Genomic DNA, 12,483 nt, shown 5'->3' with positions numbered 1-12,483 from the left:
TGAAAAAAGGGCTATCTATGTAATTAATTTTAACGCGTAAGGAAAGAAGTTTCTTTCCTTACATGTTTGAAGGGGGATAGTCCAACGGTAGGTGGGGAAAATAATGTAAAAAAAATATTGTATGTTTAAAAATGTTATGTTACATTTGTGTTACAGATAAGTTACAAAACGTAACTTTTGTTACGTTTTGTTTTCTTATGTTTTCGATAGATTACGAATTGTAGTTCGTATTTCCAATCAACTGAGAATATTTAAAGTTGAAGAAATAACAAACTATAAACTAAAAATGGTTTTTCTATGTGTATGAGAGTGTGTAGTAAAGATTTTGAGTGGGAGCTTTATCCGCATTATTAAAATTCCTTTCGGTCTTAAAAGAAGAAGACTACTAACTATTTAGGAGTTTTAAGTAATGATAGTAAATGAAATGTACTTCCTTTCCCGCACACAATGTAGTACATATTTTACTGTTAGTCTAAGTACTACACAGACTTTTATACATATGATGTTATTGTTTTAGGAGTATATAGGGGGAGAGAAAATGAGAAAGTTATTAACGGTAATTGGACTTACATTTTTAATGTTGACTGGATGTAGTAATGGGAACTTTGAAAAAGCAATGGATGAGGGAAAGACTGCACTAACGAATAAAGAATATAAAACAGCCTTATCGTCATTTGAACGAGCGCTAGATGAGAAAAAAGATGATTCAGATGTAAAAGTACTTGTAGAACAAACGAAGGCAATGATTGAAGCAGTGAAGTTAAAAGAGGAAACAAAGGTAGAAGAGTCAATCAAGTCATTTGAAAAAGTAGAGAGCGTGAAGAATGGAAGTAATACGCTGATAAAACAAGCGAAGGAAGAACGAACAGCATTACTAGCCATCTTAGAACAAAAAAAGAAATATAGCGAGCAACTGACGAAAAGTGAAGAGTTCATAAATAAGAAAAATTATGCAGAAGCGAAAGAGATATTAGATAAGCTAGTTTCCGAAACGAAAGGTAACAAGAACTTTGAAGAATATAATAAAAAAGCTGTAGGATTAGTTACTAAAATTGGTGAAGAGGAAAAAACTGCAAAGAGTGAAACAGCAGCAGCGAAGGCACAAAAAACAGATGCAGGAACGAGTCAAAAAGTGGAGCCTGAAAAGAATCAAAAGGTAGCAACAGAAAAGAACCAAAAAGTAGAGGCAGAAAAGAATCAAAAGGTAGCAACAGAAAAGAACCAAAAAACAGAGACAGAGAAGAATCAAAAGGTAGAGACAGGAAAGAATCAAGATGCATTTACTTTTGAGAAAGCTAAAGAATATATTAAAAATGAATATAAAGAAGAATATGATTACACGCTAGAGAATACGCAAGTAGAAAATGGAAAGAAATATTATCAAATAAGAGTGCGTACGACATATAAAATAGAAGGTGCAGCTGGATCAGGATTTACTGGTGTATTCAAAGTATTCGAAGATGGTACAATTGTTGAAGTGCACTAGATTGATGAAAAGAATATGATACAAAACAGTAATCTGTCAAAAATAGAGATAATAAAAAGGTATCCTTCAAGTACGAGGATACCTTTTTACATTTTAAATCGTTCTTTATGACTAATCTTTAATTATTAATCCGAGTAATGTTGCAAACTGAATAGCTTGATATGATGATACTTTACATCCTCTTAGATCGTTCACTGAAACGGTAAGTGTATCAAAATTAGAAGAACTAATATCTATTCCCTTCAGTGATGTTTGATCAAAATTTGCTTCGTCAAGGCTACATGAATTGAATTCAACTTTTTTTAGTTTACAGTCAAAAAAATCTGCATTATTTAATGAAGTTTCATTAAATATGATCTTTTCTAGTTTAGAATTTCCAAGTGAAGCTAAATTCAAAATTGAATTTTCAAATGTAACATTTCCTAAGCTAGATTCTGTAAAATTAACGCCAATTAATTTACTGTTTTTAAATTCGACTCTGTGAACAGAAGAGTTGCTTAAATTAACATTTGATAAATCGCAGTTCTCAAAACAAACATCTGTAATATCAATATTGCTAAAGTCTGTATTGGTAAACTTACAATTTTTTATCACTGCATTATATAAACGCACTCTATCTACAGATTCATTTTCAAAAGTGGAATCGATGATTTCACACATTTCTAATGTTGAATCTTCTTCATAAAAAATATCGTGAAAATTCTTTAAAGATAACTCTGGCGAAATTTTTGGTCTATCAATTTTCATATTATATCCTTCTTTCATTGAATTAGTTAGCTAGAAAAAATGTATCATCTATTTTAACCTCTTTTTTAAATAAATTCGATGATTGTAATGGCACCTAGTAACTTTTCTAAGACTGCCAAGTTGATTTTTAACCTCACTTATTTATAATCTTTTCTTTTAAGGTTTCCATATTTTACACGACCCATTTTTATTATCCTTCCACTAACTTTAACGATAAAATAATAACGTCTCCCTTTAGAGGAGAGTCAAGAATAAGGGGGCAATATAAATTGGAAAATTTATTTTCTATTGGTGAAGTTGCTAATATGAAAGGCATTACAATAAAAGCTTTAAGATATTATCATCAAACAGGCATTCTTATCCCAGTATATATTGATGCAAAAACGGGTTATAGATACTATTCGGTAGATCAATTTGTTTATATTGATATAATTAAAGTTTGTAGAGCTTTAGGAACGAGTACGAAAGAACTGCAAAAAATTTTCACGGAAAAGAATATGGATGAATTATTAAAATTTTTAGCATTAAAAAGAGAAGAAACTGAGCAGAAGATAAAAGAGATGCAAGCAGTCATTCATACGATTGATAAACTAGATAATAGTGTACAAGTCGCTAAAAAGGTACTAGTACATAATCAAATAACAATACAGTATTTTGAGAAACGTTATATCGTCACTGCTCCATGCAAAGAAATGGGTAATTTTAAAGAATTCCTTTATTATTCAGAGGTAGATAAAATTATTCAGGAGAGAAATTTAGAAACAACGATGGAGATTGGTATAGCATATACGGTTCATTCAAAATATAGATTTGAACCAAAGTATGCTTTTTCTGTGTTATGTAAATATGATTACACACAGAAAGAGCAAAATATAGATATCTTACCAGAAGGTAACTATTTAACGCTGGCCTATAAAAAGAATAATAAAGAAGAAAGTATGGAGAAATTCAAAGATTATATAGAGAAAAATAATGTAACAATTAAAAATTGCATTGAAGTGGAATTATTAGATGAGTTTTTTAGTACGGATTCTTACAGTTGCCAAATGCAATTGCTTATAGAGAATGAATGAAAACGAACTTTAGAGTATACTCAGAAATAATATAAACTAGAAAATGAAGCTGGATTATGTAAGTACAATTGTTGAAAAGGTATCCTCACATACTTTGAGGATGCTTTTTTAGTATAAAAAAAGGCATCTAGCAAAAGTACTAGATGCAAATAAAAAACACAAGGGAAGACAAAATTCTTCCCTTTTCCCGTATGTAATTATATCAAAAAATTTATAAAAAACTAGCTTTATTTTTTATATAATTGATGTGTGAAGCCGTGAAAGGAAAAGATTACACTATTTTCGTAGTTTTTTGTTAAAAAAAGGAGCTGTACATATGATTAATTTTAAACCAGAAAATTTAAATCAATTATTAAAAGTGACGCTCATAAGTGCGAATAAGTCTTATGACGCGATTAAAGATTATGAGTTTACAAAAGAAGCAGTAGTATTCCGTATAGACTTCGAATATATTGACGTTTCTCTTATGATTGTAGATATGCTAGGAAGATCGGCGGCGAGATTTAACATTTTGCCATTTGCTAAACCAGATACGAATGAGATAGATTACATCCAGTTTCAAGTGTATTCGATTAATGAAGGGAATTTTAAAGAAATGCTTGATACGATGTAAAAAACTATAATTTTACAAAAATGTATATACCAACTAATATATAAGTAATACATTCATATAATTGGAGTGATGAGATGCAGCCGTTAGAAAGGGAGATTCATTCTAATATGCTGAAAGTGTGGCGAATTCACGCTTTAATTGGGGCGGCAGTTATACTAGCAGTCGTAATTGCGTATTTCTTTTTTATGATTAACTTTAACTGGTGGGTTTGGCTGTTCGGATTGTTAGTAACAGGCGCTATTACATTTATCCCGCTTGATTATTTTGTATTTCCAAATTTACGTCAACGCTATTATAGTTACAGATTAAATGAAGAAGAGATTGAGATTCAAAAGGGAATGTTCGTTGTAAAACGTGTACTTATTCCGATGATCCGTGTGCAGCACGTAACGATTGAGCAAGGGCCGATTATGAGAAAGTATAATTTAGCAGAATTACACATTTCAACAGCAGCAACTTCTCATAGTATTCCAGGTTTAACGAAAGAAGAAGCAGAACAGCTGAAAAGACAAATTGGAGAACTTGCGAAAGTGAGTGATAAGGATGTATAAGAGGCAGCATCCGATCACGATATTATTGGGTATTCGAATTTCGGGTTTATTTCCTTTTATCCTTCTTGTAATATTTCGCTCTGATGAAAATGAGCCTTGGTATTTATTTTATTTTGTTTTGTTGTTTCTTTTATTCGTGATGGCTATTTTCTCCGCTGTGAAATGGTATTTCAAAGTGTACTGGATTGAGAATAATATTTTACATATAAAACATGGTGTGTTTGTAAAGAAAGAAAGCTACTTAAATAAAGAACGTGTGCAAAATGTTAGTACATCTTCTAACATCATTTATCAAATACTTGGACTTACAAAATTAAATATAGAAGTTGCAGGCGGCGGTAGTGAGCCAGAAGTGATGTTAGCTGGTATTAAAGAAGATGAAGCGAAGGAACTAATTGCTTTATTGCATAAAGAAAGAAGCGTTGTGGCTGAAGAGGTGCCTGCGGAAGAAGGTAGTAAGACAGTTTATCAGTTAAAAGCGAAAGAAATTTTATTCGCATCTATTACATCTGGTAGATTTGGATTAGTGTTTTCTATGTTAGTAATCCTTTACACAGAGTTTAATCAATTTCTACCAGAATGGCTTATCAATAAAGTGGAAGCGTATGTGATGGATAACGGTGTATATGAATTAATCGTTATGACCGCAATTTTAATGGCAATTTCTTGGGTTATTTCAACAGCAGGCTATGCGTTAAAATATGCAAACTTTAAAATTGAGCGAAACGGAAATGAAATTCGCATCGTACAAGGGTTATTTGATAAGAAAGAGTTTGTGTTAAAATTGCACCGTATTCAAGCAATTACTGTGAAAGAAGGCATTCTCCGTCAGCCTTTCGGTTATTGTTCTGTGGAAGTAGAAGTCATTCAAAGTATAGAATCCGCTGGGAATGAAGTGATGTTACATCCTTTTATGAAGAAAAAAGATGTGCAGCAGTTACTCGCATATTTACAGTTGCCGTATGAAATGGAAGAGGAAATCGTTCATTTACCGAAAACGGCATTGCGCCGTTACATCATCATGGGCTGGATTACAACTGCTGTGCTCGCTGTGCCGATCGTTAGTGCGAGTATATATTTCAAACAATATATCGCGTTATTCACTCTTATCCCGCTATGTATCGGAGTTACAATACTCGCATATGCTCGTTATACTAGCGGCGGTTATATGATGAGAGAAAATCAATTAACGATGGTGTACAGAGGTCTTGCGAAATATACAGGAATCATGCGTAGAAGGCATATTCAAGCGGTGGGGTACAATCAATCATATTTTCAAAAGAAAAACGAGTTATGTACAGCTGCCGTATCGGTAGCAGGGCATCGTTATAAAGTGAAGCACATGCGAAAAGAGGACACACTTCGTATATATAATTGGTACAAAGAAAAAGGAAACACCGGTGTGTAGTGGTGTTTCCTTTTTTTGTGTCGTGATTTGTCGATAAGTCGATATATTCGAAGAATCGCTGATATAATTCGAGTTGCGCCGATATAATTTCACATACCGCGGTTTCCGAACTTCAAACTCCAAAAAAATTAAACTAACACATCAAAAGTAGTCACAAAAGAAGGACGAGAGAAAATACTCTTTTGCTGTTCTGCATGTGGATGCGCCTGAGCCTGTGATTGTCCCTCTGCTTGTGCAGGACGTTTTTTATGAGCGTTTTCGAATGAACGTGATTCTGTCCAGTCTTTAAAGTTTTGCTCTGTTTCCCACATCGTTAAGATGACATATGTATCGTTACTTAATGGGCGTAGAACGCGGATCGCTTGAAATCCTGGTTCGTTTTCAATAAGGCCTGCACGGTTTTTAAAACGGTTTTCAAATACAGGGCGACCTTCGTCTGTGACAGAAATGTTGTTACAAACGATATAGCCAGGTTGTCCTTTAAATTCGCCAACAGCATCTAGTACGTCATATTGAAGAGATCCTTCTACAGATTCTTCTGTATTTTCTTTATAAAACATATCTTTTTCATTATTTTTTGCAGTGAAATGTGCTTGTTCTAGAGGTGTTTCGTATGAAATAATAGCCTTCATTTTAATGCCCCCTTACTTATTTGTTTCTATTATATCAACTCTCTTAAAAAACTTCGAAGATTATATACATAAAGATACTTCTTTTTCAAATAATAAATGTACCATCATTTGGAAAGAAGGCCGATGTATGAAGAAAGTAAAGTGGACTTTATTAGGTGGGTTAGCGACGCTTGTATTAGCGATTGTAATCTATAAACTTATTGTGTTAGCTGGTGGCTATATGATGGATGAAAAGCAGCTCGTTTTCCACTCTTCATCACGTATCGTTGACCAGAAAGGGAAAGAAATTACGAAATTATACGTAGAAAATAGAGACCTCGTACCAATCGAGCAAATTCCAAAATACGTGCAGCAGTCGTTTATTGCGGTGGAAGATTCTCGTTTTTATGAGCATCAAGGAATTGATTATCCGTCAATATTCCGTGCTCTTTATAAAGACACGTTAGCTGGAGAGAAGGTCGAAGGCGGTAGTACGATTACGCAGCAACTTGCTAAAAACGTCTTTTTAACTCGTGAAAAAACATTTACGCGTAAGTTGAAGGAAGTCGCAATCTCCCTTCAATTAGAGCAAAAATATACGAAGCAACAAATTCTTGAAATGTATATGAATCATATTTATTTTGGACATGGAGCTTACGGTATTCAAGCTGCAGCAAAGTTGTATTTTAATAAAAATGTAGAAGATTTAACAGTAGAAGAAGGGGCAATGCTTGCAGGTCTTCCGAAGTCACCAAACGGATATTCACCGTATTTCTCTCCAGAGAAGAGTAAGGAGCGCCGTGATCTCGTATTGTCACTTATGCATAGACAAGGTTATTTGACTGCTGAAGAAAGCGTTCGCTATCAAGGAAAGACAATTGCTCTATATAAAAACTTAGATGAGAATGAACTCGCATATATGCCGTATATTGATATGGTCATAGATGAAGCGGCTCGTTTATACGGATTGTCTCATCAAGAAGTACTTCGCGGAGGATATACGTTTGTCGTATCGATGGATGAAAAGATTCAAAAGGTGGCGTATAACCAGTTTCAAGATGCGCGCAATTTCCCTGGTAAAGAAAATGGGGCGCAAGGTGCATTTTTATTAATGGATAATCGTACGGGTGGGATTAAAGCTGCGATTGGCGGAAGAAAGTATGTCCCGAGAGGATTTAATCGTATTTTTGCAAAAAGGCAACCGGGCTCTGTTCTGAAACCACTTATCGTCTATGCACCAGCATTAGAAACGAAAAAGTATAATCCGTATTCGTTATTAACAAATGACAAAGCTTCTTTTGAAGGTTATGAACCTCGAAATTACAATCGTCAATATACGAAAGAAATGACGATGTATGATGCGATTTTAGATTCAGCAAACGTACCGGCAGTTTCTTTATTAAATGAGTTAGGGGTCGAAGAAGGAAAGCAATACTTAGAGAAAGGAAATGTTCATATTGCAGATACTGGGTTAAGTACAGCGCTTGGTGGGCTGAAAAACGGTGTTTCACCATTTGATCTTGTAAAAATGTATCGTGCATTTTTAGCAAACGGCAATATTATTGAGCCACATGTTATTGATAAAGTGTTAAATAGACACGGCGCAGTCATTGGAGAATCGCCAAAAGTAGAGACGAAAGTCTTCTCGAAACAAACAGCATGGTATATGACGAAAATGTTAGAAGGAGTTGTAAAGGAAGGGACAGCCAAAGTAGGTGTCTATAACGGTGCGTTGGCTGGAAAAACGGGTACCACTTCAATTCCTAATGATGATAATGGAGCAAGGGATATGTGGTTTGTTGGATATACGCCGAATTTAGTGGGAGCAGTTTGGGTCGGCTATGATCACACGGATAAAGAGCACAAATTGCAAGGCGAAAGTGCAGCTGCAACGAAGTTATTTAAGAAAATTTTAACGAAGGCAAATGTAGAACAGAAAGAAAAGTTTATGCAGCCAGAAGGTGTAGAAACGATTGGTGCCCCAATTCGGTTGCGCAAGATTGAAGATGTAAAAATGAAACTATCATTTAGTCCTTTCGGTTTATTTAAAGCAAAATTAAGCTGGACACCACTTCCAGATGAAAGAATTATGTATCGAATTTATAGAGTGGAAAACGGAATTCATAGGCATGTGAGTACTGTAACAGGTGTCGGAGAATATGAGGAAAAGTTTATTAACATATTCTCAAAACCGAGTTTTTACGTTGTGCCATTTAACACACAAACGAACCGTGAAGGAGAAAAGTCAAAAGTAGCTAAACCGTAGATTTTCTCTGTGTTATAATAAGAATGTTGTGAAAATAGTAAGCGGTTTTACGAATGTTTGTGTCAATTTCATGAACAACGTACATAATGTTATGCATTTTGTTTTTACAAGCTGTATAGTAAAAAAAGATAAATATCGGAATAGAACGTATTTAAAGCAAAAGCATTGGTAGGGAAGGGAGCAAGGGTCTTGGTAAGAACTATAAATGAGACATTTTTAAAAGCATGTAGGGGGGAACGTACAGAGTATGTACCAGCATGGTATATGCGTCAAGCAGGTCGTTCGCAACCGGAATATAGAAAGATAAAAGAAAAATATTCTTTATTTGAAATTACACACAATCCAGAGTTATGTGCTTACGTTACAAAGTTACCAGTTGATCAATATAACGTAGACGCAGCAATTCTTTATAAAGATATTATGTCACCACTACCTGCAATTGGTGTGGATGTAGAAATTAAATCTGGTATTGGACCAGTAATTGATAATCCAATCCGTTCTTTACAAGACGTAGAAAAACTAGGGGAAATCAATCCAGAAGATGATGTACCGTACATATTAGATACAATTCGTTTATTAACGACAGAAATGTTAGACGTACCGTTAATCGGTTTTTCAGGAGCTCCATTTACATTAGCGAGCTATATGATTGAAGGCGGTCCATCTCGTAACTACCATAATACGAAAGCGTTTATGTATGCAGAGCCGAAAGCTTGGTTCGCTTTAATGGATAAGCTTGCTGATATGGTTATTACATATTTAAAAGCGCAAATTAACGCAGGAGCAAAAGCAGTTCAAATTTTCGATTCATGGGTTGGAACAGTAAATGTAGTAGATTATCGCGTATTTATTAAACCAGCAATGGAACGTATTTTTGCAGAAGTTCGTACGATGGGTGTACCGATGATTATGCACGGCGTAGGAGCTGCACATTTAGTGAACGAATGGCATGATCTGCCTCTTGATGTAGTCGGTTTAGACTGGCGTTTACCGATTGAAGAAGCGCGTGCACGCGGCGTTCATAAGGCGGTACAAGGTAATATGGATCCTTCGTTCTTACTTGCACCATGGTCTGTTATTGAAGAACATGTAAAAGGTATTTTAGATCAAGGGATGAAGCAGCCGGGTTATATCTTTAACTTAGGTCACGGTGTATTCCCAGAAGTAAATCCAGATACATTAAAACGTTTAACTACATTTATTCATGAGTACTCTAAAGAACAGTTAGCGAAGTAAAGGAGATTGGCTGTATGAAAAAGAAAATTGGTTTGCTTGTAATGGCATACGGAACGCCATATAAAGAAGAAGATATTGAACGTTACTATACACATATTCGCAGAGGAAGAAAGCCAAGTCCTGAAATGCTAGAAGATTTAACAGAGCGTTACCGTGCAATTGGTGGTATTTCTCCTTTAGCTACTATTACATTAGAGCAAGCTAAAAAGTTAGAAATGCGTTTAAATGAAATACAAGATGAAGTAGAGTACCACATGTATCTTGGTTTAAAACATATTGAACCGTTTATTGAAGATGCGGTACAAGCTATGCATAACGATGGAATAGAGGATGCAATCGCACTTGTTCTTGCGCCTCACTATTCTACATTTAGCGTGAAATCATATGTTGGACGAGCGCAAGAAGAAGCTGAGAAACTTGGAAACTTAACAATTCATGGCATTGATAGCTGGTATAAAGAACCGAAGTTTATCCAGTATTGGGTCGATGCAGTGAAAGGTATATATAACGGTATGTCAGAAGCAGAACGTGAAAAAGCAGTATTAATCGTATCCGCTCACAGCTTACCAGAGAAAATTATCGCACTCGGCGATCCATATCCAGATCAATTAAATGAAACAGCTGATTATATTGCAAGGGGCGCTGAAGTAGCAAACTATGCAGTAGGATGGCAAAGTGCAGGAAACACGCCAGATCCTTGGATCGGTCCGGATGTACAAGATTTAACGAGAGAATTAAATGAAAAGTACGGTTATACTTCATTTGTTTATGCACCAGTTGGATTTGTTGCGGAACATTTAGAAGTTTTATATGATAATGACTTTGAGTGTAAAGTGGTGACTGATGAAATTGGCGCGAAATATTATCGTCCAGAAATGCCAAACGCATCGGATGCATTCATTGATTGCTTAACGGATGTTGTATTAAAGAAAAAAGAATCTGTATTGTAAGAAGAAAGGGGGAGCCTGCTTGAGGAAAAAAGTTGTGATCATCGGCGGTGGTATCACAGGATTAACAGCTATGTATCACTTACAAAAAGACATTCGTGAGAAGGACTTGCCGATAGATACATTACTTGTAGAAGCGTCGGGTAAACTTGGCGGGAAAATTCAAACCGTTCGAAAAGATGGATTTACAATTGAACGCGGACCGGATTCTTTTTTAGCACGAAAAGAAAGTGCGTCTAGATTGGTGAGAGAATTAGGTCTTGGCGATGAACTTGTAAATAATAAGGCCGGTCAATCATTTATTCTCGTAAACAATCGGTTACATAAAATGCCGAGTGGATCAATGATGGGAATTCCAACGCAAATTACGCCGTTTCTATTTTCCGGGTTGTTCTCCCCAATTGGTAAATTAAGAGCTGGTTTTGATCTGTTAATGCCTAGATCAAAACCAGTATCTGACCAATCACTCGGGCAGTTTTTCAGACATCGCCTCGGAAACGAAGTGGTTGAAAACTTAATAGAACCATTACTATCGGGTATTTATGCAGGGGATATTGATGAAATGAGCTTAATGTCGACCTTCCCGCAAATGTATCAAATTGAGCAGAAACATCGTAGTATTTCACTCGGTATGCGTACGCTCGCTCCGAAAGAAGAGAAAGCTGAACCGAAAAAGGGAATCTTCCAAACGGTGAAAACAGGTTTAGAATCTATAGTAGAATCTCTCGAAGTGAAGATGCATGAAGGTACGATAATAAAGGGAACTCGCATTGAAAAAGTTGCAAAACTGGGGGATGGTTACACGATTACTCTTAGTAACGGAAAAGAAATAGAAGCGGACGCCATCGTAGTGGCAAGCTCACATAAAGTATTGCCTTCTATGTTTGCGCAGTATAAACAATTTCGTTTCTTCCGCAACATTCCGTCCACATCAGTTGCGAATGTAGCACTTGCTTTTCCGAAATCAGCCATTCAGCGCGATATTGATGGAACGGGATTTGTCGTATCACGAAATAGTGACTTCTCCATTACAGCATGTACGTGGACACATAAAAAATGGCCGCATACAACGCCAGAAGGTAAGGTACTTCTTCGCTGTTACGTTGGACGCCCTGGTGATGAAGCGATTGTAGAACAAACCGAAGAGGAACTCGTTAAGCTCGTACTAGAAGACTTACGAAAGACGATGGATATTATAGAGGACCCGGAGTTTGCAATCGTAAGCCGCTGGAAAGAAGCGATGCCTCAATATACAGTAGGTCATAACGAGCGAATGAAAAAGCTTACAACATTTATGGAGAAAGAATTGCCAGGTGTGTACTTAGCTGGAAGTTCTTACGCTGGTTCTGGTCTGCCAGATTGTATTGGGCAAGGTGAGTTGGTAGCGCAACGTGTGTTATCACATATTGAAAAAATAGTAGAATGTGAACGAGATGCTTTGAATGTATAAAAAACTACCACTTCCTAATGGTCTGGCCCCATTTGGTGAGACAAAGAAAAAACACCTAGATAACATGTTTCCTATAAGCTATAGGTGACATATTA

At 35.7% G+C, this 12,483-nt stretch carries 11 protein-coding genes; 9 read left to right on the top strand and 2 right to left on the bottom strand.

Features of this window, described 5'->3' with window-relative positions; translation table 11 throughout:
• The first annotated feature begins 538 nt into the window (after positions 1-538).
• Complete coding sequence (locus JDS81_RS09295) at positions 539-1,486, top strand: hypothetical protein (RefSeq protein ID WP_097953167.1); 948 nt, start codon at positions 539-541, stop codon at positions 1,484-1,486.
• Between the two features lie 111 nt (positions 1,487-1,597).
• On the opposite strand, the gene JDS81_RS09290 is transcribed toward JDS81_RS09295, so the two are convergent.
• Positions 1,598-2,233 (bottom strand): pentapeptide repeat-containing protein, encoded by a 636-nt coding sequence (locus JDS81_RS09290; RefSeq protein WP_097953168.1) that lies wholly within the window; start codon positions 2,231-2,233, stop codon positions 1,598-1,600.
• Between the two features lie 269 nt (positions 2,234-2,502).
• On the opposite strand from JDS81_RS09290, the gene JDS81_RS09285 reads away from it, so the two are divergent.
• The 4 genes from JDS81_RS09285 to JDS81_RS09270 all read left to right on the top strand — a co-directional run bounded on the left by JDS81_RS09285 (position 2,503) and on the right by JDS81_RS09270 (position 5,878).
• Positions 2,503-3,306: a MerR family transcriptional regulator gene (locus tag JDS81_RS09285; protein ID WP_097953169.1), complete on the top strand. Its 804-nt coding sequence runs from the start codon at positions 2,503-2,505 to the stop codon at positions 3,304-3,306.
• Positions 3,307-3,622: 316 nt separating this feature from the next.
• On the top strand, positions 3,623-3,919 hold the full coding sequence (locus JDS81_RS09280; RefSeq protein ID WP_000606830.1) for a hypothetical protein: 297 nt from the start codon (positions 3,623-3,625) through the stop codon (positions 3,917-3,919).
• A 74-nt stretch (positions 3,920-3,993) separates the two neighbouring features.
• The gene (locus JDS81_RS09275; protein WP_097953171.1) at positions 3,994-4,470 is read left to right on the top strand and encodes a PH domain-containing protein; all 477 of its coding nucleotides are present in this window, start codon (positions 3,994-3,996) and stop codon (positions 4,468-4,470) included.
• Entirely contained in the window at positions 4,463-5,878 is a 1,416-nt protein-coding gene (locus JDS81_RS09270; RefSeq protein ID WP_097953172.1) for a PH domain-containing protein, read from the top strand. The genes JDS81_RS09275 and JDS81_RS09270 overlap by 8 nt, the downstream gene beginning before the upstream one ends.
• A gap of 128 nt (positions 5,879-6,006) precedes the next feature.
• On the opposite strand, the gene hmoB is transcribed toward JDS81_RS09270, so the two are convergent.
• The gene (gene hmoB / locus JDS81_RS09265) at positions 6,007-6,510 is read right to left on the bottom strand and encodes a heme-degrading monooxygenase HmoB (RefSeq protein WP_000644080.1); all 504 of its coding nucleotides are present in this window, start codon (positions 6,508-6,510) and stop codon (positions 6,007-6,009) included.
• Between the two features lie 127 nt (positions 6,511-6,637).
• On the opposite strand from hmoB, the gene JDS81_RS09260 reads away from it, so the two are divergent.
• The 4 genes from JDS81_RS09260 to hemY all read left to right on the top strand — a co-directional run bounded on the left by JDS81_RS09260 (position 6,638) and on the right by hemY (position 12,388).
• Positions 6,638-8,755: a transglycosylase domain-containing protein gene (locus tag JDS81_RS09260; protein WP_097953173.1), complete on the top strand. Its 2,118-nt coding sequence runs from the start codon at positions 6,638-6,640 to the stop codon at positions 8,753-8,755.
• Between the two features lie 189 nt (positions 8,756-8,944).
• Positions 8,945-9,991: a uroporphyrinogen decarboxylase gene (hemE, locus tag JDS81_RS09255; protein ID WP_070172836.1), complete on the top strand. Its 1,047-nt coding sequence runs from the start codon at positions 8,945-8,947 to the stop codon at positions 9,989-9,991.
• Positions 9,992-10,005: 14 nt separating this feature from the next.
• Positions 10,006-10,941 (top strand): ferrochelatase, encoded by a 936-nt coding sequence (gene hemH / locus JDS81_RS09250; protein ID WP_000726796.1) that lies wholly within the window; start codon positions 10,006-10,008, stop codon positions 10,939-10,941.
• A gap of 19 nt (positions 10,942-10,960) precedes the next feature.
• Entirely contained in the window at positions 10,961-12,388 is a 1,428-nt protein-coding gene (hemY, locus tag JDS81_RS09245; protein WP_097953174.1) for a protoporphyrinogen oxidase, read from the top strand.
• Positions 12,389-12,483 lie beyond the last annotated feature (95 nt).

Source organism: Bacillus cereus group sp. N31 (assembly GCF_016483245.1).
GTDB lineage: Bacteria > Bacillota > Bacilli > Bacillales > Bacillaceae_G > Bacillus_A > Bacillus_A toyonensis.
The sequence above is the reverse complement of the archived record's forward strand: the minus strand, read 5'-3'. Positions and strand labels throughout refer to the sequence as shown.